Genomic DNA, 22995 nt, shown 5'->3' with positions numbered 1-22995 from the left:
GTGGAAGATGGAGTGGGGGAGGGCGGAGTGGGGCGGGGCGAGGCGCGACGGGGAACAACGCTTAATCGGGTCGGCGCTCGCATGGGGAGTATGGACGTAGCCGTACTGGGCGCGGGCGCGACGGGCCGCGGGATCGCGCGGTGTTGCGCGGCGGCGGGCCACGCCGTGACACTCCACGACGACGACGCCAACGTCGTCATGGACGCCGTCGACGCCGTCGAAGCGGGACTCGACGACGCGGCGGCCGCCGGCGACATCGACGCCGACGCGCGCGAGTCGGCCGTCGGCAGCGTCGAGGCGACCACCGGACTGGAGGGAGCGGTCGCCGACGCCGACATCGTGATCGAGACGACCGACGCCGACCGCGACGAGCGGCGGGCGCTGTTCGCCGACGTCGAGGAGGCGGTCGACGAGGGGACGCTCGTCGCCACCAGCGGCGCGGCGGTGTCGGTGACGGCGGTCGCCGCCGGGCTCAGGAACCCCGGCCGCGCCGTCGGCCTGCACTTCGTCGACCCGCCGACCGCCCCGCTGGTCGAGGTAGTCGTCGCCGAGCAGACGACCGAGCCCACCCGCGAGGCGGCCGTCTCGTTCGTCGACGGACTGGGCCGGGCGTCGATCGTCGTCCGGGACACGCCCGGCTTCGCGGCGACGCGGCTGGGCCTGGCACTGGCCGTCGAAGCCATGACGATGGTCGACGAACGGGTCGGCGGCGTCGAAGCGATCGACCGGGCGACGACCGCCGGCCACGACCACCCCGTCGGGCCGCTCGCCGCCGCGGACGAGCGCGGGCTCGACGCGACGCTGGCGGCGCTGGAACACCTCGCGGACGCGCTGGGCGAGCGGTTCGCGCCGCCGCCGGTCCTCCGGGCGAAGGTCGAGGCGGGCGACCTCGGCCGCAAGACCGGCGAGGGGTTCTACGTCTGGGAGGGCGGCGAGCCCGTCGAGCCAAGCGAGCCCGACCCGACGCCGGAGTTGCGCGCCGAGAGCCCAGTCGACCCCGAGGACCAGCCCGGACCGGACGAGGGGACCGAGAGCGAGTCGGGCGACGGCCCGGACGGCGACGGCCCGGATGGCGATCCCCTGGGCGACGACTTCGACGACTTCGGCGGCCCCGTCGACCCGGGTGACGGATGAGCGACCGACGGGGCCGACGCGGCGGCGACGGCGGCGACCGCGCCCCCGACTTCGACGACGAGGACGACCCGGACATGGGCGACCTGTTCGACGAACTCGCCGAGCTGGAGGACTCCGTCGACTCCGACGACGAGCGCGAGCGGGTCCGCGAGACGATGCAGATGGCGATGGAGGTGCAGGACTCGGAGGTGTTCGGCCGCGTCGTCTTCGGCTTCGACCGCTCGGACGCCGCCGAGGCGCTGCTGGGCTCGCTGCTGTTCGGCATCCCGATGTTCGTCGAGGGCGGTACCACCGAGGTCGGCGAGTTCATCGCCGGCCGACCGCACTACCTCCTCTTGACCAACGCGCTGACGATCACGCTCGCGATCGGCATCCTCTACGTCGCCGACTTCCAGGACGTGCGGGTCCACAACCCGATCCTCGGGGTCGTCCCGCGGAAGCTGGCCGGCGTGCTCACCATCCCGCTGGTCACCGCAGTCGTCGTGATGACCGCCTGGGGCCGCGTCGACTGGGCGAACCCCGAACTCGCGGTCTGCCAGATCAGCGTCGCGCTCGTCCCGATGGCCATCGGCGCCGCGCTCGGCGATCTGCTGCCGGGGTAAGATGGACCGTCACGAGCTCGCCCAGGGACCGAGCGTCAGTGCTCGACGAACTCGATCAGGACGCCGCCGGTCGACTCGGGGTGGAGAAAGGCGACCTCGTGACCCCACGCGCCGGGTCGGGGCTGTTCGTCGATGAGGTCGACGCCCGCGGCGCGGGCGCGGTCGAGCGCGTCGCCGATGTCGTCGGTCCGGAGCGCGAGGTGGTGGATGCCCGCCCCCCGGCTATCGAGGAAGTTCGGGATCGGCCCCTCGGCGTCGGCGATCGGTTCGAGCAGCTCGAAGTAGCCGTTGCCCAGGTCGAGGAAGGCGACTCTGAGTTCGCCGAACTGTTCTTCGTGAGCGACCGAGGCGTTCAGGATCGCTTCGTACTGATCGATGAGCGCGTCGCGGTCGTCGGTCGCGATACCCGCGTGATCGAACTCCATACGGGGCCTTGGCCCGTTCGCGGCTTAATCCCGGCGTCGCCCGTCCTGATGATGTTCGATTCGAGTTGTTCGTCGAGTAGTCGGTTCTGGTCGAATTGGTGTGGAAGGAGGTCGAACGAGAGTGTCCGCACTCGACGGCATGCGATGAAAGCCCTCGCCGCGCTCGCGGTCGCTGAGCGGGATATCCGCGCTCTCCGCACGGCCCGCGCGGATAGTGCCCGCTCAGGCGACTGAACTGCACGCGAGCGCGCCTCGCCCTTTCAGTCCGCCAGGGACCGCGACCGCAACAGCAAGGGTGCCGCACAGCAACCGCAGACGGCCACGAACCTCCCCAACCGATTCGCTCCTGTCGTCGCTCATCCCTCGCGCGACTATTTCGAGCGGCCCGCCACGAGGCGGGCACGCTCGACAGCACGCGCCAACCGCACCGCCCACTGCTCACCTGTATCGAGCGCGATCCGTGCGAACGAGTCGAGTATCGTCCGCCTACATCGCGGCGCCGGGCTGGTACTCGCCGAACTCGTCGCGCAGCGCGTTACAGATCTCGCCGGTCGTCGCGTAGGTCTTGACGGCGTCGACGATGTACGGCATGAGGTTCTCCTCGCCCGCGGCGGCCTCGCGCAGGGCCGACAGCGCCGCCTCGACATCCCCGTCGTCGCGCTCCTCGCGGACGGACTCCAGCCGCTCGATCTGCGAGCGCTCCTGCTCCTCGGAGACGTCCTCGATGTCGGGGTCCTGAGCGTCCTCCTCGACGGTGTACTCGTTGACGCCGACGATGACCCGCTCCCCGCTCTCGATCTCCGCCTGGCGCTCGTAGGCCACGTCCTGGATCTGGCGCTGGACCCACCCGCTCTCGATGGCCTGCCCCATCCCGCCTCTGGAATCGACCTCGTCGATGATCTCGCGGGCCTCGGCCTCGATATCGTCGGTGAGGCTCTCGACGTAGTAACTCCCACCGAGCGGGTCGATGGTGTCGGCGACGCCCGACTCGTGGGCGAGGATCTGCTGAGTCCGCAGCGCGGTCCGCACCGACTGCTCGGTGGGCAGGGAGAGAGCCTCGTCCTTGCCGTTGGTGTGGAGGCTCTGCGTGCCTCCCAGAACGGCGGCGAGCGCCTGGTAGGCCACGCGGACGACGTTGTTCTCGATCTGCTGGGCGGTCAGCGTCGAGCCCGCGGTCTGGGTGTGGAACTTCAGCTGCTTCGAGGCGTCGGCCTCGGCGTCGAACCGTTCCTCCATAATCGTCTTCCACATCCGTCGGGCCGCGCGGAACTTCGCGACCTCTTCGAGGATGTTGTTGTAGGAGGCGAAGAAAAAGGAGAGCTGCGGCGCGAATTCGTCGACGGCGAGCCCGGCGTCCTGAGCGGCCTGGACGTACTCGATGCCGTCGGCGAGGGTGAAGGCGATCTCCTGGGCCGCCGTCGAGCCGGCCTCGCGGATGTGATACCCCGAGATAGAGATGGTGTTGAACTTCGGCACCTCCGCGGCGCAGTACTCGAAGATGTCCGTGATGATCCGCATCGAGGGCTCCGGCGGGAAGATGTAGGTGTTGCGGGCGATGTACTCCTTGAGCACGTCGTTCTGGATGGTGCCCCTGAGTTCCTCCCGGTCGACGCCCTGCTGGTCGCCGATGGCGATGTACATCGCGAGCAGGACGCTCGCGGGGGCGTTGATGGTCATCGACGTGGACACCTCGTCGAGCGGGATGCCGTCGAAGACCGTCTCCATGTCCCGTAGCGAGTCGATGGCGACGCCCGCCTTCCCCACTTCTCCGGCGGCCATGCCGGCGTCGGAGTCGTAGCCCATCTGCGTGGGGAGGTCGAACGCCATCGAGAGGCCGGTCTGGCCCTCGTCCATGAGGTAGTGGAATCGCTCGTTGGTCTCAGTGGCGGTGCCCATCCCCGCGTACTGGCGCATCGTCCAGAGCCGGCCGCGGTACATCGTCGAGTAGACGCCGCGGGTGTACGGCTCCTCGCCGGGGAAGCCCAGGTCTTCCTCGTAGTCCAGGTCGGCCACGTCGGCGGGCGTGTAGAGCGGGTCGACCTCCTGGCCGCCGGTGTCGGTCTCGAAGGTCTCCTCGCGCTCGCCGAAGCGGTCGACGGTGGGTCCCCGGGTCTCGGCCTCCCACTCCTCGCGCCCCTCGCGGATGGCCGCGAGGTCGTCGTCGTCGAACATACCCCCGTGTTCGCACGGCGGCCCCTTAGCCGTTGGCGAGCGACCGAGACGATGGTCGGTAGGTGTGTGAGTTGACTACTGCGAGTCCGCCAGTTTCAGATGATGTTCAGAGTGCCGTGTGAGTTGCAGAGCGCGTATTCATCACCGGTTGTTCAGCGAGAACTGAGGATAAAGACCTTGATCACGAGCATATTTCGACGGCACCATCTTTATGACGTTCTCAGACGGATGCTGACATAGACAGACATCAATGCCAATCAGAATCGATTCCAGCGGAGGGGACGCGCCGCCCGTGAAACCGGGCACGAACGCCCACGAACTGCTCACGGTGTTGCTCGACCATCCCGACATGGGGTTCAGCCCGAAGGAGTTGACAGAACTGACCGACGTTCCACATTCCAGCGTCCACAAGACCCTCTCCCGACTCCAAGAGAAGGGCCTCGTTCGGAAGGTCGATTCCTACTGGGCGGTTGCCGAGGACGTCGCAGCCTCGGAGATCGCGAACGCAGTGAGCCTCCAGCAGATCGAGGCCGAGTATGGCGACGACGCATACGGCGACGACGAGTGGACCGACGATGCACCGGATCTAGGAGAGAACGCGTAGGATGGCCTACGCACAAGGTAGTATCGTCCTCGCGCCAGCAACGTTCAAAAGCGGAGTCCGACCGTATCTCGTCGTCTCGAACCGGAACCGGCCGTTCTTCGGCGATCGGTATACGGTTGCGGTCATCACGTCGACCGAGCGGGAGATAGCAGTTGAACTGACGGTCGATTCGCTCACCGAAGGCGAACTGAAGACGTATCCGAGTTACGTGAGTCCGTGGTCGCTGCACGTCTTTCCCCACCAAGAGATCACCAAGCGTGTGGCGCAGGCCGACGACTCAACCATGACTACGGTTGCAGACAGTGTACACGAACTGACCCGGGTACTGTGATGAATCGATTCTCTATATTATTCACGGCCCATCTGCCACCTGGCGGATAAGTTACGATCTCCTGCGCTAAGTCGTTCACCTGTAGTTAGCATCCGGCGCCGCAGGCGCCGGCCTGTTTTTGCCGGGGATCGAGGCGCGATCCCACCGGCTCGCGCCGACGCACCCGGGAAAAAGATGGTTGTACTGAACCCGGGACGGTCCCGGGTGGGTGGAAACGGACCCACGAGACGGATGAGTAAGCGTGATTGCGGCCCGGTCCGTAGCTCGCGGCGTGACACAGTGGGTCGAGAATCCGTCGGGCGGGCGCGATCGCGGGGCCGCGGCGCTCGCACGCGCTTGGGTGGAGGTGCTGGTCAGGCCCCGCCGACTGTTTCGGTCGGGCGTGGCGCCGGGCGACCAGGCGCCGGGGCTGGTGTTCGCCGGGGCGGTCGTCCTCGTCGAGGAACTGACGCGCATCGCGACCGGCGCGGCCGCCTACCCGGTGTTGAGCGACCAGCCGGCCCTCTCGACGGTGCTGTTCCTGGCGCTAGCGGTCGTCCTCGTCGCGCCCGCGGCGCTACACCTGACCGCCGCGCTCCAGACGGTGATCCTCATCGCGGCGGCGCCCGACCGCGCGGGCGTCAGCGAGACGGTACAGGTCATCGCCTACGCCGCGGCGCCCTGCGTCTTCGCCGGGCTCCCCTACCCGGGCGTCCGCGTGGCCGCGACCGCGTACGCCAGCGTCCTGCTGGCCGTCGGAGTCAGCGACGTACACGACGTGGCGTTGCCGAAAGCCGCCGTCCTGACGGCCGTGCCCGCGGCGCTCGCCTTCGGCTACGGCTTCCGCGGGTTCGCCGCGCTCTCCGAGGTGACCGGGCTGACGTGGGCCGACGTGGCCGCGAGTCTCGCCTGAGTCCGTCGCGAGTGCGGACCGCGCGAGGATGGCGCTCCGGTCCTCCGACCACGGTCGTTTAAGCGCGCGCCGGTCGGATCACCGGTATGTTCACGCTCGACCTGGCGGAATTCATGTTCGAGTTGAAGGACGGAGCGATCAAACACGTCGGTCCGTCGAACACGTCGGCGACGGCGAAACTGTACGACGTGGAGGGCGTGGAGGTGCGGGAGTTCGGCGACGAGCGCGTCAAGCTCGCCTTCGAGGACGACGAGGGCAACGAAGTGGAGGTCGCGCTGTTCCCGGAGGCGGCCGCGGAGGTCGCCCGCGGGATCGAAGCCCTCGAAGACGACGGTCGCGTGTTCGAGTGAGGGAAGCGACGGGAGCCGGCCTATATCGCCCGAAGAGGCCGTTTCAGTGGCGAGCGCGGGCGAAGAGAGGGACGAACGGATGACGGACGCGTTTCGACAACCGTTTTAGGCCCGGGGCATTTCTACCTGCCAATGGGTTCGTGTATCATCTGCGGGAAGTCTGTCGACGGTCGCATCTGCGACCTCCACGAGGAAGACGTCGTCTTCGAGTTCCGCGGGAACCAGCCCGACCAGCTGACGGTCGATCGCTACTACCGCGGAACCGTGGACGGGTACGCCGAGTTCGGCGTGTTCGTCGACATCGGCGACAGCGTCACCGGACTGCTCCACCGAAGCGAGCTCGACCGACGGCTCGAGAGCCTCGACTGGGAGTCCGGCGACACCGTCTTCGTGCAGGTTCAGCAGGTGCGAGACAACGGGAACGTGGACCTGGGCTGGTCGATCCGCCAGGCCGAAAACGAGTTCCGCGGCACCCTCGTCGACGACCCCGACCAGGGCGCACCGTATCTCAAAGAGGACGAGTCGGGAAATGAGGACGCGGCAGCCGACGACGGTTCGGCTGCCGACTCGCCCGACGACAGCGAGGAAACCGAAGACGCCGACGAGAGCGGCGCGGCAGCCGACGACAACGCCGACGTGACGGCGACCGACGAGAGCGGCGAGAGCGACGAGCGGGTCGAGCCGACCTCGACCGCCGACGCCGCCGCGACGGAGACGCCCGCCGCCGCGACCGAGACCGACGCCGGGTCGAGCGACGGCGGGGCGGCCGCCGCCAGTGGCGGCGCTGCCACCGCGGTCGCCGAGGAGGAGACGGAGGACGAGGCGGACGAAGCGACGGAGCCGAACCACGTCGCCATCGAGACGCTCGACGACCGGGTCGGCGAGACCGTTCGACTCGAGGGCGTCGTCGAGAGCGCGCGCCAGACCAGCGGGCCGACGGTCTTCGAGATCCGCGACGAGACCGACAGCGTGGAGTGCGCCGCGTTCAAGGAGGCGGGCGTCCGCGCCTACCCCGAGATCGACACCGACGACGTGGTCCGCCTGGACGGCGAGGTCCGCGAACGCCGCGGCGAGCTCCAGGTCGAGACCGAGGCGCTGGTGAAGCTCGAGGACGACGACCGGGCGACCGTCGAGGACCGGCTGGCCGACGCGCTCACCGCGCAGGCCGAGCCCGATGCGGTCGACCCCATCGCCGCCGACGAGGCGGTCGAGGCGCTCACCGACGACGTGCGCGAGGTGGCGACCGCAGTCCGCCGCGCGGTGCTCGAAGAGCGACCAGTCGTGGTCCGCCACGCGGCGACCGCCGACGGCTACGTCGCCGGCGTCGCGCTAGAGCGGGCGACGCTCCCCTTGGTGCGCGACCAGCACGACCAGCACGACGCGGTGTACCACTACTTCGACCGCCGCCCCCTCGAAGAGGGCGTCTACGACATGGACGACGCGACGAAGGACGCGACGCGGATGCTGGAGGCCCGCGAGCGCCACGACGAGAAGTTGCCGCTGTTCGTCTTCGTCGCCGCCGGCGCGACCCGCGAGTCGCTCGACGGCTTCGAACTGCTCGATCTGTACGGCGCCGGTCGCGCGCTGGTCGACGACGTGGCGGTCGACCCCGAGATCGGCGAGGCGGTCGACGCCGCCGTCGCGCCCGACGGCACCGGCGCGCCGGAAACGACCTCGGCGACGCTGGCCGCCAACGTCGCCGCCCACGTCAACGACGACGTGCGCGCGGACCTGCAGCACCTCCCGGCGGTGAGCTACTGGGAGGACACGCCCGAGGCCTACGCCGACGCCGCGAGCGAGGCCGGCTACGACGCCGACGCCGCCCGCGAGGTCCGCGAGGCCGTCGCGCTGGAGGCGTACTACCAGTCCTACGAGGACAAGCGCGAGCTGATCACCGACCTGCTGTTCGGCGAGGGCGACGGCCCCGGCGGGCTCGCCGGCCACGTCAGCGAGCAGTTCCGCGAGAAGCTCGACACGGAGATCGAGACCGCGGAGGCCAACCTCGACAGGCAGACGCTTGACGACACGACGGTCGCGGTACTCGACACCGATGCGTTCACCCACCGCTACGAGTTCCCGCCGACCGCGCTCCTGCTGGACGAGCTCCACCGCCGCCACCGCGACGACGTGAGCGCGGTCATCGGCGTGTCGGACGACGAACTCCACATCCGCAGCGACCACCCGATCGACGTGCGCGACATCGCCGACCGGGCCCGCGAGTGGGTGCCCAACGCCGGCCTGACCGCCACGTCCGCCCGCGACGGCAAGCTCGAGTACATCGCCGGCGAGCGCTCGGCGGTGCTCGACACCGTCATCGACGTGGTCGCCGACGAAGTCGCCTGAGCGCCCGAGTGTCGGGCCTCGCTGCAATTCTCCGCCGGAGATAGGCCTCTGCAGTCGTGGCACGTGGCCGAACGAGTTCAGTACCACGCAACGGCGACTTCGGAGAGCGAGTGATCCGCTGACAGGCGTGACGCGCACTGGACGGGCCGACCTACTCACCGGCGGCCGCATTTATCGGTGCGGGCCGCGTACTGTCTCCCGTATGCCCGAAGAAGTCCTGTTCAAATCGGAGAGCGACCAGAGCCGAGAGGAGATCGCGTCGTACCTTCGGAGCGTCGCGGACAGCCTCGACAGCGGAGCCGACATCAGCCTGAAAGCGGGCTCCGAGTCCGTCACACTGAATCCGCCCGCCCGGCCGACCTTCGAGGTCAAGGCCGAACGCGAGGGGCCGGCCGGTGATATGACCGAACTGAGCGTCGAGTTCGAACTCGAATGGGACGAGAACGCCGGCGGAGAGAGCGGCGGAAGCGGCCAGTTAGAGATCGAGTAGCCACGCCCCACGTTCGCCGAACGGGTGGCCTCCCGTGTGAGATAGCGAGGCTCCCCTCCGGATCGGAACACCGACGCTCACCGATATCGAGAGCGGACGACCGGGAGCGACGCGGACCGTTATCCGATATCGGGACGAACCCGACCGTATGAGCGACGAGAGCGACCCGGACCGCGTCGTCTCCGAATCGGACCTCGACTGGGACGAGTACGACCACGGCGACCGGCGGTTCCGACGGAAGCAACTCGGGATCGCAGCCGGCGGCGAGGAACTCGGAACGAGCCTCTACGAACTCGAACCGGGCGAGCGGGCGTGGCCGCGCCACTACCACGCCGGGAACGAAGAAGCGATCTACGTGCTCGGTGGGGAACTGACGCTCTATCTGGAGCGCGGCGCGGACGAGGACGACGGCGAGGTGAGCGAACACGTCCTCGAACCGGGCGACTACGTTGCGCTACCGAGCGGGCCGGACCACGCCCACGAGGTCGAGGCCCGCGGCGACGAGACCGCCCGGTTTCTCGTGGTCTCGACGATGAACGAGCCCGACCTGTCCGTGCTCGTCGAGCGCGACGCGGCGATGCTGTTCGCCGGCGGTGCGCCCGGCAACTACGACGACCGGTACATCTCGACGACCGTGGATCTGGACGCCGAAGTCGACTACTGGGACGAGTAGCGCGTCGGTCAAAGATCGAGTTGAGCCAGCGGAATCCGTTTTTCGGTGGGTGACGATTCGACGACCATGCGACGACGCGCCCTCCTCGCCGGCCTGGCCGCCGGGTCGGCGGGCTGTCTCGGACGAACCGGGCCGGGAACCGACGGACCGACCGACAGCGGAACCGATTCCGAGCGGACGCCCGCGGGGGACACGGCGACGCGAACCGTGGAACCCGCCGAACAGAAGATCCCACAGTCTGACCCCGAGGCCGAATCACCGGACGAGACGTACCGCCTCGGCGACGGGCCGCCGAGCGGCGCGCAGGCGCACGAACTCGTGGTCTGGCGGGACGGCCCGGTGCGGCCGGTGACCGTCGAGGTATCGGCGCCAGCGGCGGACATCGCCGTCTCGCCGACGCCACAGCTGGAGCCCGGCGCGTACCTGCTGTTCGAGCTGACCGAGCGGGTCGACTACGAGGTCGCCGTTCACGTGAAGGGCGGCACGTGGTACGGCTTCGACATCGCGGCGAGCTACGTCGACTGTAACGACTCGCGGACGACGGTCAGGGCCCCCGAGTCGGAACCGGTCGAGTACGGGACGTTCTCCACGTCGATGGCCTGTTCGGTCGGAACGGCGTCGACAGCGGGCGGTGACGGCTGACGGTCGAAAGCGCCACGCCGCCGCGGAGTGAGAGCGTCAGTCCGCCGTTTCATCGGCCGCCGCGTCCACACCGTGCGGGTCGAAGACACCCCGGCACAGTCCCTCCCGGACCGGATCGTGCTCGGCGTCGGTCGGCGGCGGCGCGGTGACCAGCAGCGCCTCCAGGCGGCCGCCCTCGTCGGCCTTCACGCCGCGGTCGACACCGGCGGGGACGGCCACCACGTCGCCGGGGGCGACCTCGTGGTCGGTGTCGCCCTCGCGGACGACGCCCGTCCCCGAGCGGACGTGGACGACCACGTCGCTGTCGGGCGCGTGGACCGGGATGAACTGCCCGGGCTCGAAGTAGCCACAGACGGCTTTCAGGTGGTCGCTATTGAACACGCTTTGGGCCGAGAACTGGTCGTCGTCGTACTCCCGTTCGGCGTCGAAGTCCGTCGCTGGCATGGCTAGCACGTCGGCGCCGCGCGGAAAGGCCGCTGGGGCGAACGGGTTCGGTCGGCCCTCGGGCATAGCGGGTGGCCGCGGGCGGTCGCAGGTCAGTCCCGGACCGCGCGGATCCCCTGCTTCGCGCCGTAGTAGGCCCACTCGGCGCTGTAGCAGAAGACGCAGCCGCGGAACTGTGGCCTGCTCGGCTCCCGTTCGGACTCGCCGGCGTCGGCTGTGGCTGTCATGGACGGAACGGAGGACTCGTCGAGTAAGAAGGTACCGTCGATGTGCGCGGCGAGCGCACGGGCCGAAGACCGCGCGAGCGGCGAGCGACACGCTTATTCGCGCCAGGCGACGATCCCTGACAACGCGATGAGCACCGAGACGCCGGACGCGGCCGACGCGAACAGCGACGAACCGGAGGCGTTCCTCCGGGCGTGCGAGGAGCTGGTCGACCGCATCCTCGCCGGCGAGATCGAGAAAGACGACGTCGAGAACGCGAAGAAGGAGGTCTGCGGGAAGTACTCCTCGCCGAAGGTGCCGCGCAACTCCGACCTGATCGACTTCGGCCCCGACGAGCGCCGCGAGGAACTGGAGGAGGTCCTCCAGCGCAAGCCCGTCCGGACGGCGTCGGGCGTCTCGCCGGTGGCGATCATGACCTCGCCGAAGCGCTGTCCCCACGGGAAGTGCCTCTACTGTCCCGGCGGTCCCGACTCGGAGTTCTCCTCCGCCCAGAGCTACACCGGTCACGAGCCCGCGGCCGCCCGCGGCGTGCAGAACGACTACGACCCCTACGGGCAGGTCCGCCTGCGGCTCGAACAGCTCCGCCAGATCGGCCACCCCGTCGACAAGGTGGAACTCATCCTGATGGGCGGGACGATGACCGCACGGAGCCACGACTACCAGGAGTGGTTCGTCAAGCGCGCCCTGGAGGCGATGAACGAGTACGACCCGAACGGGAACCCCCAGCCCGCCGAGGACGAGAGCTTCGCGCAGGACCCCGAAGAACGCGAGTTCAGCTACGTCGAAGACGTCATCGCCGAGAACGAGACCGCCGACGTTCGGAACATCGCGACGACGTTCGAGACCAAGCCCGACTGGTGCGACCCCGAGCAGATCGACCGGATGCTCGACCTGGGCGCGACGAAGGTCGAGGTGGGCGTCCAGACCACCTTCGAACGCATCAATCGGGAGATGCACCGCGGCCACGGCACGCAGGACGCCATCGACGCCAACCGCCGGCTCCGGGACTCGGGGTTCAAGGTCGGCTTCCACATGATGCCCGGCCAGCCCGGGATGTCCAAGGAGATGTGTCTGGAGGACTTCCGGCGCATCTTCGAGAACACCGACTACCGACCGGACTTCCTGAAGATCTACCCCACGCTCGTCGTCGAGGGGACGGTCACCTACGACTGGTGGCGAAACGACGAGTTCGAGCCGCTGGACAACGACGAGGCCGCCGAACTCGTCGCGGAGATCAAGTCGATGATCCCCGAGTACACGCGCCTGCAGCGCGTCCAACGGGACATCCCCGCCGACTTCATCGAGGGCGGCGTCTGGAAGTCCAACCTCCGGCAGCTGGCCCGCCAGCGGATGGACGAGCACGGGTGGTCCTGCGACTGCATCCGCTGTCGGGAAGTCGGCCACCACGACGAGGAGCCGGAGGAGGTCACCCTCGCCACCGATACCTACGAAGTGGCGGGCGGGCGGGAACACTTCCTCAGTTTCGAAGACCGCGAGAAGGGGGTCCTTGTCGGGTTCTGCCGCTTGCGGTTCCCGAACGACCCCGTCCGGCGCGAGCTGCAGGGCGCCGCGGTCGTCCGCGAACTCCACGTCTACGGGAGCGAGGTCGGCGTCGGCGAGTCGGCGGGCGAAAGCGGGAGCCACCAGCACCAGGGGTACGGCAAGCGCCTGCTGGCCGAGGCCGAGCGGCTGGCCGCCGACGCGGGCTACGGCAAGCTCGCCGTCCTCTCGGGCATCGGCGTCCGCCAGTACTACCGCGAGAAACTCGGCTACCGCCAGGACGGTCCCTACGTCAGCAAGCGGCTGTGAGCGACACGGCGGGCGACCTTCTGAGTCGCGCGAGCGGGACGCCGCGCGGTTACGGCTCGGGTGGCGGCGTCTCCTCGGGCGGCGACGGCTCCGCGTCCGTGACATAGCTCCCGTAGTCCATCTCGGCCCAGTAGAGCCGGCCGTCGTAGCGGACGACGTAGGACCCGCGGTAGTCGGTCTCCTCGACGGCTTCCTGCGCGCGGAACCGGTCGACCAGCGAGTCGAACGCCTCGTTGTCGCTGTCCTCGATGTAGTTGGTGCCGTTCAGCGCGTCCTCGACGACCGTCCGCTCGGTGTCGGACAGGCCCGAGAGTTCGAACTCGTAGCGGTCGCGAAGCGACTCTGCGTAGGCCTCGTGGCTCTCGGCCACCTCGCTCGCCTCGTAGCGGTAGACGGTCAGTTCCGTCCGTTCGGCCTCCACGTCGATCGGGTAGGCCTCTCCCTCGTATCTGACCGCGTCGTACTCCTGTGTCGGGACCAGCACCGACGATTCGGCGTCGCTCTCGGTGTAGGTGGCGCCGACGCCGAAGTCGTAGCCCGGTTCGAGGCCGTCCTCGTCGGGCGGTCCCTGGGAGAGCACGAACTCCAGGGTCTCCCTGTCGACGGCCGGCAGTTCCTCGTAGTCGACGACCGTCCCGTCGACCGAGGAGGCGTTGAAGTCGATCCGGATCCCGACATCGTAGCCCGACGCGGTCCCGTTCTCGGCGTGCTCGACGGCGTAGAATCGGCCGTCGTGGCGGAAGGGGAGCCGCTCGTCGACCGGCGGGTGGTCACCGACCGCCGTGGCGGTGCCGTTCTCGATCGCTCGTTGCACTACCCTCTCGTCGTCGTCCGGCGGCGCGTCGGTGGGTGCGGGATGGCTCGCCTCCTCGGCGAGCGCGCGGTCGTCGACGGGGGTCAGCGACAGCGACCCGGCCGCCGAACAGCCGCTCAGTCCCGCGAGGAGGGTGACGAGCGCGAGGGCGAGGACCGTCCTGCGTCTCATACCGGACGGACGTGGATGCGACATGAATGTCTTGTGCAGGCCCAAATCGCGGTTTGACATTCGATCCGCGGTCCGCGCGGACCAACGCGGAGCGGCCAGCACCGTTTTCCCGCTCGATCGACTACTACGGGTTACATGCCGACGAAGCTCGCCGAGGGAGTCTGGTTGCTCGACATCGGGCTGGTGCCGCCGTTCGCGACCAACGGCTACCTCGTCGACGACGGGACCGTCACCCTCATCGATCCCGGTCTGCCCTGGAACCGACCGTCCCTCGGATCGGAGTTGGCCGATATCGGCTACGAGGTCGGCGATATCGACCGCGTGTTCCTCACCCACTACGACATCGACCACACCGGCGGGCTGCGGGCGCTCGACGGCGCGTTCGACGGGCCGGTGTACATCGGTGCCGACGACCTCGCGCTCGGCAGCGGCGAGAGCGAACCGAAGCTCCTCCACCACAAAGGTCTGTTCCACCGTGCAGCGCGGCTGATCTACCCGCTCCCCGACCACATGGACATCCGCGGCGTCGAGGACGGCGACGAGATCGGTCAGTTCACCGCCTACCACACGCCCGGCCACAACCCCGGCCACACCGTCTTCGTCCACGACTCCGGGGTGGCCTTCCTCGGCGACCTCACCTGGGAGGACGACGGCCGGCTCACCCCGCCGTTCTGGCTCGACTCCTACGACATGCGCGAGCTGACCGAGAGCATCCGCGACCTGAGCGAGCGCGTCCCGCCGTTCGAGGTCGCCGCGATGGGCCACGGCACGCCGCTCGTCCGGGACGGTCGTCGGGCGCTGCTGGAGTGCGCCGCCCGGCTGTGAGAGTGAAAGTCGGTGCGATCAGTTCGATGTGCGTATCTACCACCCTGTTACATCGAGGGGGTGGATACGGAGATGTTTCGTCCCCGAAGCCAGTACTCCCCACCAGCGAGAAGCCCGTAGGCGACGAGATAGAGCGGGGCCCAGAAGAGGACGAGGGCAAAGGCAGGCGCGTCACCTCCATCACTCCCGAGGACAGGCAGATGAATCAAGACGTGCCAGAACAGCAGAACGAGCGCCATGACTATGGATGGGCCTCGAATCTGATAGCGTATCCAGAGTAGGATTGGAACTCCGATAGTACCGAACGCGAAGAGTGCGGCCAATCCAAACGATGACCAGATTGAACCCGTGATCTGGATGGCTGGGGATTGGGTGCTATATCCAGTGACGATACTGGCGTAGGCAATACTGGCGAGGCCAGCACTCAACAGAGCCTGGTTCCAGTCTCCCAACGATGAGAACCTCCCAGGGAGGGACGACATGCGAAACATATCGCAGAACTGTCTGATAAGTATATCCCCTGTATAGCATCCGGCGCGGAGCGCCGGTTCGCCGTCAGAACTCGCCTCTGACGGTGTTTTTCACCCATGTTTCTCCTGGGGGTCGAGGCACGAGCCCACCGGCTCGCACCGACGTCTCCGAGAAAAAATGGCTGCACAGAAGTTCGTGTGCCGAAGGTTCGAACCGGGGCCCGAGTCGAAAGGAGGTTCGCCAAAGCTATCCTCCCGAAGCCGGACCGTATGATATGGACAGAAAGCGGGAACTGACGAGCGTCGACCTCGCGGCGCTCGCCGGCGAGCTATCGGTCTACGAGGGCGCGGGCGTCGGGAAGGTCTACCTCTACCCCGACCGGGACCTGCTGCGGTTCCGGATGCGCCACTACGACCTTGGGCGGACGGAGCTGCTCGTCGAGGTCGGCGAGGACAAGCGGGTCAACGTCACCGACCCGGACCACGTACCGGAGGCGCCCGAGCGGCCCCCGAACTTCGCGATGATGCTGCGCAATCGCATGCAGGGCGCCGAACTGCTCGACGTGTCCCAGTACGAGTTCGACCGCATCCTCGAACTCACCTTCGAGCGCGACGACGAGACGACGACGATCGTCGCCGAGCTGTTCGGCGACGGCAACGTCGCCATCCTCGACGGGACCGGCGAGGTGATCGACTGCCTGGAGACCGTGCGGCTGAAGTCGCGGACGGTCGCGCCCGGCGCCCAGTACGAGTTCCCGAGCGCGCGGTTCAACCCGCTCGGCGTCGACTACGAGGCCTTCGAGGCGCGGATGCGCGACTCCGACTCGGACCTCGTGCGGACGCTCGCCACGCAGCTCAACTTCGGCGGGCTCTACGGCGAGGAGCTCTGCACGCTCGCCGGCGTCGACTACAACGTCCCGATCGAGGAGTCGACCGACGACCAGTTGCGGGCGCTGTACGACGCCGTCCGCCGGCTGGACGAGCGACTCGCAGACAGCGACCTCGACCCCAGAGTCTACTACGAACTCGACGACCCCGACGCCGAGGACCCGACCGACGACGACGGTGCGATCGAGGGTCAGCGGGTCGACGTGACGCCGATCCCGCTGGCGGAGTACGACGACCGCTACGGCGAGCCGTTCGACTCGTTCAACGAGGCGCTGGACGACTACTTCACGTTTGCCAGCGACGAGGACGACGACGGCGGGAGCGACGCCGCGGGCGGCGACCGCGGGCGCCCCGACTTCGAGTCGGAGATCGCCAAACACGAGCGGATCATCGAGCAACAGCGGGGGGCCATCGAGGACTTCGAGGCCCAGGCCGAGCGCGAGCGGGCGAACGCCGAGGCGCTGTACGCCAACTACGATCTGGTCGACGACATCCTCTCGACGGTTCAGGGGGCCCGCGCCGAGGACCGCTCGTGGGACGACATCGAGGAGCGCTTCGAGGAAGGGGCCGAGCAGGGCATCCCGGCCGCGGAGGCGGTCGTCTCGCTCGACGGTAGCGAGGGGACGGTAACGATCGAGATCGACGGCGAGCGAGTCACGCTGACGGCGAGCGAGGGCGTCGAGAAGAACGCCGACCGGCTCTACCGCGAGGCCAAGCGCATCGAGGGCAAGAAGGAGGGGGCCGAGGAGGCCATCGAGCGGACTCGAAAGGAACTGGAGGAAGTCGAGGAGCGCATGGCGGAGTGGGAGGCCGCCGACGCCGGCGAAGCGGGGGCGGGGGGCGACGGGAGCGGTGGCGGCGACGGCGAATCGGACGAGGAAGACGAGGCCGTGGACTGGCTCGCCGAGCCGTCGATCCCGGTCCGCCAGTCCGAGCACTGGTTCGAGGACTACCGCTGGTTCCACACCAGCGACGGCTTCCTCGTCATCGGCGGCCGCGACGCCGACGACAACGAGGACCTCGTCAAGAAGTACCTCGACCGCGGCGACCGGTTCTTCCACGCGCAGGCCCACGGCGGCCCCGCGACGATCCTCAAGGCCACCGGCCCCTCCGAGTCCTACGACGACGACGTGGAGATCCCGGAGTCGAGCAAGCGCGAGGCCGCGCAGTTCGCGGTCTCGTACTCGTCGGTCTGGAAGGACGGCAAGTTCGCCGGCGACGTGTACGAAGTGGGTTCGGACCAGGTGTCCAAGACGCCCGAGAGCGGCGAGTTCCTGGAGAAAGGCGGGTTCGCCATCCGCGGCGACCGCACCTACTACGAGTCCACCGAGGTCGGTGTCGCGGTCGGGATCACCTGCGAGCCCGAGACCCGTGTCATCGGCGGCCCGCCCGCGGCCATCGAGCCGAAGACAGAGACGACCATCACGGTCGAACCCGGGCAGTTCGCCCAGAACGACATCGCGATGCGGCTCTACCGGGAGTTCAAGGGCCGCTTCGCCGACGATTCGTTCGTCCGGAAGGTCGCCAGCGCCGACCGCATCCAGGAGTTCCTCCCGCCGGGCGGCAGCCGCATGGTCGACGACTGAGCGTCCTCCGGCCGGGCGGCCGGTCGCTCGGGCGACTGCTCGCGGCGAAACCGTCTTGATCGTCGGACGGTAACGCTCGACATGGACTCGGCGTTCGTCCGGCTGCTCGCGGTCGCCGTCCTCGCCTTCCTGCCGGGGCTGTGCTTCCTCGCGCTGTTCCGGCTCGTCGACCACGTGGCCCACGACGAGCTCGTCGCCCGCGTCGAGCGCGGGGAGTTCGAGACCGAATCGCCGCCGAGCGGGGCGACGCCGACGATCGATCCCGCCAGCGCCGTTGCGGCCGCCCGCGACCGCGAGACGGCGGTCTGTCCGTCCTGCGGCGCCGAGAATCGGGCCGGGGTCGACTACTGTCGGCACTGCCTGTCAGAACTTCGGTGACGAGCGTTCCGAGCCGCTACTCCCGGGGTTCGACGCCGACGGCGTCGTAGCCGGCCTCGCGGAGCGCCTCGACCAGCCCCTCTTGGTCGATGTCGGCCTCGTAGTAGAACACCACGTCGAAGGTACCCTCGCGGAGCAGCTGCTGGCACTCCCAGATGAACTCGTCGCCGTCGAGGGTGAGTCCCTGGTGCTGGTTGACGCCGAACTCGCCGTCGTCGTTGCCGGAGTAGACGTACGTGTCGGTCGGTTCGATACCGGCGTGCTCGGCGATGTGGTTGCCGATCTCCAGGGTCGCCTCGTGGAGCGTCGGCTCCTGGTCGCCCGACAGATCGGTGTGGACGATGACGCCGAGGAGTTCGATCTCGCCGGGTTCGAGGAGTGCCTGGGCGCGCTGGTAGAGGTCCGTGTCGACGGCGTCTGCGTCGCTCATTGTCGCCACTCCGACGCGCTGGCTCTTGTGTCCCACGGTATCGCGCCGAGCGATCCCGACCAGCGCGGCCGCTGGCCGAAGATATTCGGACGGTGAGCGGTGCGGGCTCCGTGACCGGAGCAGTCACTCACCGAGGAGACGGACGTGCCGCGAATGCGGGGGAATCCGCAGTTACAGGCGTTCGAGGTTCGTCGCGCGCGGGCCTTTGTCGGCCTGCTCGATGTCGAACTCGACCTCCTGCCCCTCTTCGAGATCCGGACCGCCCACGTCCTCCATGTGGAAGAACACGTCCTCGTCGGCGTCCTCCGTGTCGATGAAGCCGTAGCCGCCGGTGTCGTTGAAGAAGTCGACCTTACCTTTCGCCATCGTTAGAGACGCTCCAGGTTGGTCGCTCGCGGGCCCTTGTCGGCCTGCTCGATATCGAACTCGACTTCCTGACCCTCTTCGAGGTCGGGGCCGCCGACGTCTTCCATGTGGAAGAAGACGTCTTCGTCCGCGTCGTCGGTGTCGATGAAGCCGTAGCCGCCGGTGTCGTTGAAGAAGTCGACTTTCCCGGTCGCCATTGTTACAGACGCTCCAGGTTCTCGGCGCGCGGGCCTTTGTCTGCCTGAACGATGTCGAACTCGACTTCCTGCCCCTCCTCGAGGTCAGGACCGCCGATGTCCTCCATGTGGAAGAACACGTCCTCGTCGGCGTCGTCAGTGTCGATGAAACCGTAACCGCCAGTGTCGTTGAAGAAGTCAACCGTACCGGTCGCCATTGCACCTTATCAGAGGAGATGCCCCTATTAAAGTCTGGCGGGACGGTTCGAGGTGTGCTACCAGGGTTCACTCGGGGACGGTAGCGAGCGCGTCGGCGAGCCGTTCGACGGGGTGTGGCGGCGACTCGCTCCCCTCGCGGTCGTCCAGTTGCGACCGGCAGGAGGCGCCGGGCGCGACGACTTCGTCGCCGTCGCTGTCGTCGACCTGGTCGTAGAGGATCGACCCGATGGCCTTGCTCATCGAGTAGTGTTCAGCCTCGTAGCCGAACGACCCGGCCATGCCGCAACAGCCCGAGTCGAGGGCGTCGACCTCGTAGCCGGCCCGGCGGAGGACGCCGACGGCGTGGTGGTCCTTCTTGGTCGCCTTCTGGTGACAGTGGCCGTGGTAGGTGAGCGACTCGGCGGGCGCGTCGAAGTCGATGCCCCCGTCGAGACGGTGGCGGTCGAGGTACTCACAGACGCCGTACGAGTTGTCGGCGACCGTCTCGACGGCGGCGCCCGAGAGCAGGTCGAGGTAGTCGTGCTGGAACATCACCGCGTCGGAGGGCTCGACGACGACCAGGTCCCAGCCGTCGGCGATCCGGGGGGCGAGTTCGTCGACGTTGCGTTCGGCGCGTTCGCGAGCGGTGTCGAGGAAGCCCTTCGAGTGGGCCGCGCGGCCGCTGGCGGCCACGTCGTCGGGCACGTCGACGTGGACGCCCGCCGCTTCGAGGACGCGGACGGCCGCCTTCCCCGCTTCGGGGTGGCTGTAGTTGGTGTAGGTGTCCGGGAACACCAGCGCCTTGCGCTCGGTTTCGCTCTCGGGGACGCCCGCCTCGCGACCGGCGAACCAGTCGACGAACGACTCCCGTTCGAACGTCGGGAGCGTCCGCTCGCGCGCGATGCCGAGGAGCCGCTCGGTGACGAGACCGCTCCCCGGGAGCTTCTGGAACCAGTTCGAGACGGGAGCGGTAGCACTGCCCAGCGCGCTCAGCCGGTCGACGTTAGCGAACACGCGCTCCCTGAGGGACGTGCCGTGTTCCTCGTGGTGGGCGTGTTCGACCTCGGCCTTGAGCTTCGCCATGTCGACCTCGCTGGGACAGTCCTTGGCACAGCCCTTGCAGCCGATACAGAGGTCCATCACCTCGCTCACGAACTCGTCGTCGGTCGGGTCCTCGGGGAGGTCGCCGCTCATCGCCTGGCGGAGCATGTTCGCCCGGCCGCGCGTCGCGGTGACCTCCTCGTCGGCCGCGCGATAGGTCGGGCACATCACGCCGCCGGTGGTGTCTTGGCCGCCGCGACAGCCGCCACAGCCGTGACAGAGTTCGACCATCCCCTGCATGCCGTTGTCGTTGTCCCAGTTCAGGTCCGGCTCGAACCCCGCGTCGAAGGCGTAGTCGGGGTCGAACCGCAGGTGCTCGGTCATGTCGACCGTGCGAGCGCGGTCGGGCGCCTCGCCCGCCTCGACCGCGGCGTCGTCGACGCCGACGACCTGCCCCGGGTTGAGGAGCCAGTCGGGGTCGAAGGTGGCCTTGATCTCGCGGAACAGGTCCCACACCTCCTCGCCGTAGAGCTTCCGGTTCCACTGGGTTCGGGCGCGGCCGTCGCCGTGTTCGCCCGAGACCGAGCCACCGTATTCGACGACGAGGTCGGTCACCGCGTCGGCGATCGACTCCATCGCGGCCACGCCGTCGACGGTCTTCGTGTCGATCAGCGGCCGGATGTGCAGACAGCCCGGCCCCGCGTGGGCGTAGAAGCTCGCGTAGGTGTCGTGGTCGTCGAGGACTGCCTGGAAGTCCGCGACGAACTCCGGGAGGTTCTCCGGCGGGACGGCGGTGTCCTCGATGAAACTTCCGTGTTTCGCGTCGGTCGTCCGCGAGAGGAGGATGGGAAGGCCGCTCTTGCGCAACTTCCAGAAGCGGGCGCGATCGGCGTCGTCGTGGGCCTCGCGGGCGGCGAACGCCCGGATCGGCGCGTCGGTCACGTCGGCGGCGCCCTCGGCTGGGTCGGCCTCGGTCGTCGCCGCGCCGACGACGTTCGCGCCCTGGTCGCCGCCCACTCGGTCGGCGATCAGGTCGGCGACCCGCTGGCGCCCCTCGTCGTCGCTCTCGGCGTAGAACTCCACGAGCAGGACCGAGCCCGTCCCCTCGGGGAGCACCGAGTCGACGAGGTCGCCGAACTCCTCGGTCTCCTCGGCGAGGTCCAGCAACACGTCGTCCAGCACCTCGACGGCGGCGGGGTCGTGTTCGAGGATCGGCCGAACGTCCTCCAGCGCGTCGAGCAGGCTCTCGTAGGTGAGCAACGCCAGCCCCTTCGTCTCGGGGATCGGCTCCAGCGAGACGGTCGCCTCGGTGACGATAGCCAGGGTGCCCTCGCTCCCCGCGAGCAGGCGGGCGACGTTGACGGTCGCCGGCTCGCCGTCGGCCGCGGTGTCGTCGGCTTCGCCGTCCAGTGCCTCGCGCGCTTCGGCCACGAACGCGTCGAGGTTGTACCCCGAGACGTTCCGTTTGAGCTCCGGGAAGGCCGCCTCGACGGCGTCGATCTCCTCGTCGACGGCCCGGGCGAGTTCGGCGTAGATCCGGGCTTCGAGATCCCCCTCGGCGTCGGCCCGCTCGCGGAGTTCGTCCAGGGTCACCTCGCCGAAGCGGGTGACCGTCCCGTCGGCGAGGACCACCTCGCACCCCTCGACGTAGGCGTCGGTCTTGCCGTACTGCAACGAGTGGGCGCCCGTCGAGTTGTTCCCGATAGCGCCGCCCAGCGCGGACTTGTCGCCCCACGCGGGGTCCGGCGCGAACTTCAGGTCGTGGGCGGCAAGCTCGGCGTTCAGCTCGCCGAGGATCGCGCCCGGTTCGGCGCGAGCCAGCCGCTCGTCGGCGTCGACCGAGAGGACGGCGCTCATGTGACGGGTGAAGTCGAGGACGACGGCCTCGTTGACGGTCTGACCCGCGAGCGAGGTGCCGCCGCCCCGGGGGAGCACCGGGATGGACCGCTCGGCGCAGTAGGAGACGACGGCGGCCACGTCGGCTGTCGATTCCGGATAGACGACGCCGACGGGCGTCACCTCGTAGATGCTCGCGTCGGTCGCGTACAGCTGTCGCGAGTAGTCGTCGAACCGCACCTCGCCCGAGACCCGCTCGTCGAGGTCCGCGACCAGTCCCGGTCGCGCCACCGCCTCGGCCGCGTAGTCGTAGTCCGCCCGCGGGTCGCCCGCTGGGTCGGACTCCGGCCGGTCGCTCGTTCCCATACTCGACGGCTACGCGACTCGGCGGATTAAAGCCCGCCCATCGCTGGCGGGTCGTGGTTCGCTCGACGGGAGAATGGCGGCCGGAGGCCGCCGCCCGTCGCGATGTCGAACGCTACTCGGGGCCGAGTAGCCGTTCCGATGACAGCACCACGGTGGTGGGCCAGTGGTGTCGGTGGCTGCAGTGGCTGGCAGTGGCTAGTTTGCGCGCGATGCTCGCTTGTTCGGGGTCGTCCCCCGGTGGCTCGAACGTGCTCGGTCGGACGCTCTTTCACTCCGACCGTTGCACTTGCATATCTGTCGTTTTCGGGGATAAG

25 protein-coding genes are annotated in these 22995 nt (G+C 68.5%); 14 read left to right on the top strand and 11 right to left on the bottom strand.

Annotated elements, in window-relative coordinates; translation table 11 throughout:
• The first annotated feature begins 90 nt into the window (after positions 1-90).
• A complete protein-coding gene (locus HZS54_RS20850) occupies positions 91-1134 on the top strand; it encodes a 3-hydroxyacyl-CoA dehydrogenase family protein (protein ID WP_179919020.1) in 1044 nt (347 codons plus the stop codon).
• Complete coding sequence (locus HZS54_RS20845; protein WP_179919018.1) at positions 1131-1736, top strand: DUF2391 family protein; 606 nt, start codon at positions 1131-1133, stop codon at positions 1734-1736. The genes HZS54_RS20850 and HZS54_RS20845 overlap by 4 nt, the downstream gene beginning before the upstream one ends.
• A gap of 35 nt (positions 1737-1771) precedes the next feature.
• Here HZS54_RS20845 and mce read toward each other — a convergent pair whose 3' ends face one another.
• Together mce and HZS54_RS20835 are read right to left on the bottom strand one after the other, a co-directional pair.
• Positions 1772-2161: a methylmalonyl-CoA epimerase gene (mce, locus tag HZS54_RS20840; protein WP_179919016.1), complete on the bottom strand. Its 390-nt coding sequence runs from the start codon at positions 2159-2161 to the stop codon at positions 1772-1774.
• Positions 2162-2647: 486 nt separating this feature from the next.
• Positions 2648-4333, bottom strand: coding sequence for an acyl-CoA mutase large subunit family protein (locus HZS54_RS20835; protein ID WP_179919014.1), 1686 nt, complete (start codon positions 4331-4333; stop codon positions 2648-2650).
• Between the two features lie 292 nt (positions 4334-4625).
• Here HZS54_RS20835 and HZS54_RS20830 point away from each other — a divergent pair, with 292 nt between their 5' ends.
• From HZS54_RS20830 to HZS54_RS20795, 8 genes are all read left to right on the top strand, one after another.
• On the top strand, positions 4626-4937 hold the full coding sequence (locus HZS54_RS20830) for a MarR family transcriptional regulator (protein ID WP_246391707.1): 312 nt from the start codon (positions 4626-4628) through the stop codon (positions 4935-4937).
• A gap of 1 nt (position 4938) precedes the next feature.
• Positions 4939-5268, top strand: a complete 330-nt coding sequence (locus tag HZS54_RS20825) for a type II toxin-antitoxin system PemK/MazF family toxin (protein WP_179919011.1) — start codon at positions 4939-4941, stop codon at positions 5266-5268.
• 271 nt (positions 5269-5539) lie between these two features.
• Positions 5540-6160, top strand: a complete 621-nt coding sequence (locus tag HZS54_RS20820) for a YIP1 family protein (protein WP_179919009.1) — start codon at positions 5540-5542, stop codon at positions 6158-6160.
• 86 nt (positions 6161-6246) lie between these two features.
• Positions 6247-6510: a hypothetical protein gene (locus HZS54_RS20815; protein ID WP_179919007.1), complete on the top strand. Its 264-nt coding sequence runs from the start codon at positions 6247-6249 to the stop codon at positions 6508-6510.
• A gap of 132 nt (positions 6511-6642) precedes the next feature.
• A complete protein-coding gene (locus HZS54_RS20810) occupies positions 6643-8853 on the top strand; it encodes a DHH family phosphoesterase (protein WP_179919006.1) in 2211 nt (736 codons plus the stop codon).
• Positions 8854-9055: 202 nt separating this feature from the next.
• Positions 9056-9343, top strand: a complete 288-nt coding sequence (locus tag HZS54_RS20805) for an amphi-Trp domain-containing protein (protein WP_179919004.1) — start codon at positions 9056-9058, stop codon at positions 9341-9343.
• Positions 9344-9491: 148 nt separating this feature from the next.
• The gene (locus tag HZS54_RS20800; protein ID WP_179919003.1) at positions 9492-10016 is read left to right on the top strand and encodes a cupin domain-containing protein; all 525 of its coding nucleotides are present in this window, start codon (positions 9492-9494) and stop codon (positions 10014-10016) included.
• A 66-nt stretch (positions 10017-10082) separates the two neighbouring features.
• Positions 10083-10658 carry a hypothetical protein gene (locus HZS54_RS20795; protein WP_179919002.1) on the top strand — a complete coding sequence of 192 codons (576 nt, stop codon included), beginning with the start codon at positions 10083-10085 and terminating at the stop codon, positions 10656-10658.
• A gap of 36 nt (positions 10659-10694) precedes the next feature.
• Here HZS54_RS20795 and HZS54_RS20790 read toward each other — a convergent pair whose 3' ends face one another.
• The gene (locus HZS54_RS20790; RefSeq protein ID WP_179919001.1) at positions 10695-11102 is read right to left on the bottom strand and encodes a cupin domain-containing protein; all 408 of its coding nucleotides are present in this window, start codon (positions 11100-11102) and stop codon (positions 10695-10697) included.
• Positions 11103-11194: 92 nt separating this feature from the next.
• Positions 11195-11329 carry a hypothetical protein gene (locus HZS54_RS26520; RefSeq protein WP_281377722.1) on the bottom strand — a complete coding sequence of 45 codons (135 nt, stop codon included), beginning with the start codon at positions 11327-11329 and terminating at the stop codon, positions 11195-11197.
• A 127-nt stretch (positions 11330-11456) separates the two neighbouring features.
• Here HZS54_RS26520 and HZS54_RS20785 point away from each other — a divergent pair, with 127 nt between their 5' ends.
• Positions 11457-13136, top strand: a complete 1680-nt coding sequence (locus tag HZS54_RS20785; RefSeq protein WP_179918999.1) for a tRNA uridine(34) 5-carboxymethylaminomethyl modification radical SAM/GNAT enzyme Elp3 — start codon at positions 11457-11459, stop codon at positions 13134-13136.
• Between the two features lie 49 nt (positions 13137-13185).
• Here HZS54_RS20785 and HZS54_RS20780 read toward each other — a convergent pair whose 3' ends face one another.
• Entirely contained in the window at positions 13186-14121 is a 936-nt protein-coding gene (locus HZS54_RS20780) for a hypothetical protein (RefSeq protein ID WP_179918998.1), read from the bottom strand.
• 135 nt (positions 14122-14256) lie between these two features.
• Here HZS54_RS20780 and HZS54_RS20775 point away from each other — a divergent pair, with 135 nt between their 5' ends.
• Positions 14257-14946 carry an MBL fold metallo-hydrolase gene (locus tag HZS54_RS20775; protein ID WP_179918996.1) on the top strand — a complete coding sequence of 230 codons (690 nt, stop codon included), beginning with the start codon at positions 14257-14259 and terminating at the stop codon, positions 14944-14946.
• Positions 14947-14993: 47 nt separating this feature from the next.
• Here HZS54_RS20775 and HZS54_RS20770 read toward each other — a convergent pair whose 3' ends face one another.
• The gene (locus tag HZS54_RS20770) at positions 14994-15428 is read right to left on the bottom strand and encodes a hypothetical protein (RefSeq protein WP_179918995.1); all 435 of its coding nucleotides are present in this window, start codon (positions 15426-15428) and stop codon (positions 14994-14996) included.
• Between the two features lie 263 nt (positions 15429-15691).
• Here HZS54_RS20770 and rqcH point away from each other — a divergent pair, with 263 nt between their 5' ends.
• Both rqcH and HZS54_RS20760 read left to right on the top strand, forming a co-directional pair.
• Positions 15692-17890, top strand: coding sequence for a ribosome rescue protein RqcH (gene rqcH, locus HZS54_RS20765; protein WP_179918994.1), 2199 nt, complete (start codon positions 15692-15694; stop codon positions 17888-17890).
• A gap of 81 nt (positions 17891-17971) precedes the next feature.
• The gene (locus HZS54_RS20760; protein ID WP_179918992.1) at positions 17972-18268 is read left to right on the top strand and encodes a DUF7577 domain-containing protein; all 297 of its coding nucleotides are present in this window, start codon (positions 17972-17974) and stop codon (positions 18266-18268) included.
• Positions 18269-18284: 16 nt separating this feature from the next.
• On the opposite strand, the gene HZS54_RS20755 is transcribed toward HZS54_RS20760, so the two are convergent.
• From HZS54_RS20755 to HZS54_RS20735, 5 genes are all read right to left on the bottom strand, one after another.
• Entirely contained in the window at positions 18285-18698 is a 414-nt protein-coding gene (locus HZS54_RS20755; protein ID WP_179918990.1) for a DUF5778 family protein, read from the bottom strand.
• Between the two features lie 171 nt (positions 18699-18869).
• Positions 18870-19064, bottom strand: coding sequence for a cold-shock protein (locus HZS54_RS20750; protein WP_162317206.1), 195 nt, complete (start codon positions 19062-19064; stop codon positions 18870-18872).
• Between the two features lie 2 nt (positions 19065-19066).
• Positions 19067-19261 (bottom strand): cold-shock protein, encoded by a 195-nt coding sequence (locus HZS54_RS20745; RefSeq protein ID WP_006883801.1) that lies wholly within the window; start codon positions 19259-19261, stop codon positions 19067-19069.
• Between the two features lie 2 nt (positions 19262-19263).
• The gene (locus HZS54_RS20740; protein WP_006883802.1) at positions 19264-19458 is read right to left on the bottom strand and encodes a cold-shock protein; all 195 of its coding nucleotides are present in this window, start codon (positions 19456-19458) and stop codon (positions 19264-19266) included.
• Between the two features lie 67 nt (positions 19459-19525).
• Positions 19526-22681: an FAD-binding and (Fe-S)-binding domain-containing protein gene (locus tag HZS54_RS20735; protein WP_179918988.1), complete on the bottom strand. Its 3156-nt coding sequence runs from the start codon at positions 22679-22681 to the stop codon at positions 19526-19528.
• Positions 22682-22995: the final 314 nt, after the last annotated feature.

The organism is Halosimplex pelagicum, from assembly GCF_013415905.1.
Classification (GTDB): Archaea; Halobacteriota; Halobacteria; order Halobacteriales; family Haloarculaceae; genus Halosimplex; species Halosimplex pelagicum.
Note: the sequence above shows the minus strand (reverse complement) of the source record. Positions and strands in the feature narration are given on the sequence as shown.

Excerpts from the sequence above, each read along its gene's own strand:
- HZS54_RS20850 (WP_179919020.1), top strand. The coding sequence starts at position 91 with ATGGACGTAGCCGTACTGGGCGCGGGCGCGACGGGCCGCGGGATCGCG.
- HZS54_RS20845 (WP_179919018.1), top strand. The coding sequence starts at position 1,131 with ATGAGCGACCGACGGGGCCGACGCGGCGGCGACGGCGGCGACCGCGCC.
- mce (WP_179919016.1), bottom strand. The coding sequence starts at position 2,161 with ATGGAGTTCGATCACGCGGGTATCGCGACCGACGACCGCGACGCGCTC.
- HZS54_RS20835 (WP_179919014.1), bottom strand. The coding sequence starts at position 4,333 with ATGTTCGACGACGACGACCTCGCGGCCATCCGCGAGGGGCGCGAGGAG.
- HZS54_RS20825 (WP_179919011.1), top strand. The coding sequence starts at position 4,939 with ATGGCCTACGCACAAGGTAGTATCGTCCTCGCGCCAGCAACGTTCAAA.
- HZS54_RS20815 (WP_179919007.1), top strand. The coding sequence starts at position 6,247 with ATGTTCACGCTCGACCTGGCGGAATTCATGTTCGAGTTGAAGGACGGA.
- HZS54_RS20810 (WP_179919006.1), top strand. The coding sequence starts at position 6,643 with ATGGGTTCGTGTATCATCTGCGGGAAGTCTGTCGACGGTCGCATCTGC.
- HZS54_RS20805 (WP_179919004.1), top strand. The coding sequence starts at position 9,056 with ATGCCCGAAGAAGTCCTGTTCAAATCGGAGAGCGACCAGAGCCGAGAG.
- HZS54_RS20800 (WP_179919003.1), top strand. The coding sequence starts at position 9,492 with ATGAGCGACGAGAGCGACCCGGACCGCGTCGTCTCCGAATCGGACCTC.
- HZS54_RS20795 (WP_179919002.1), top strand. The coding sequence starts at position 10,083 with ATGCGACGACGCGCCCTCCTCGCCGGCCTGGCCGCCGGGTCGGCGGGC.
- HZS54_RS20790 (WP_179919001.1), bottom strand. The coding sequence starts at position 11,102 with ATGCCAGCGACGGACTTCGACGCCGAACGGGAGTACGACGACGACCAG.
- HZS54_RS26520 (WP_281377722.1), bottom strand. The coding sequence starts at position 11,329 with ATGACAGCCACAGCCGACGCCGGCGAGTCCGAACGGGAGCCGAGCAGG.
- HZS54_RS20785 (WP_179918999.1), top strand. The coding sequence starts at position 11,457 with ATGAGCACCGAGACGCCGGACGCGGCCGACGCGAACAGCGACGAACCG.
- HZS54_RS20780 (WP_179918998.1), bottom strand. The coding sequence starts at position 14,121 with ATGAGACGCAGGACGGTCCTCGCCCTCGCGCTCGTCACCCTCCTCGCG.
- HZS54_RS20775 (WP_179918996.1), top strand. The coding sequence starts at position 14,257 with ATGCCGACGAAGCTCGCCGAGGGAGTCTGGTTGCTCGACATCGGGCTG.
- HZS54_RS20770 (WP_179918995.1), bottom strand. The coding sequence starts at position 15,428 with ATGTCGTCCCTCCCTGGGAGGTTCTCATCGTTGGGAGACTGGAACCAG.
- rqcH (WP_179918994.1), top strand. The coding sequence starts at position 15,692 with ATGGACAGAAAGCGGGAACTGACGAGCGTCGACCTCGCGGCGCTCGCC.
- HZS54_RS20760 (WP_179918992.1), top strand. The coding sequence starts at position 17,972 with ATGGACTCGGCGTTCGTCCGGCTGCTCGCGGTCGCCGTCCTCGCCTTC.
- HZS54_RS20755 (WP_179918990.1), bottom strand. The coding sequence starts at position 18,698 with ATGAGCGACGCAGACGCCGTCGACACGGACCTCTACCAGCGCGCCCAG.
- HZS54_RS20750 (WP_162317206.1), bottom strand. The coding sequence starts at position 19,064 with ATGGCGAAAGGTAAGGTCGACTTCTTCAACGACACCGGCGGCTACGGC.
- HZS54_RS20745 (WP_006883801.1), bottom strand. The coding sequence starts at position 19,261 with ATGGCGACCGGGAAAGTCGACTTCTTCAACGACACCGGCGGCTACGGC.
- HZS54_RS20740 (WP_006883802.1), bottom strand. The coding sequence starts at position 19,458 with ATGGCGACCGGTACGGTTGACTTCTTCAACGACACTGGCGGTTACGGT.
- HZS54_RS20735 (WP_179918988.1), bottom strand. The coding sequence starts at position 22,681 with ATGGGAACGAGCGACCGGCCGGAGTCCGACCCAGCGGGCGACCCGCGG.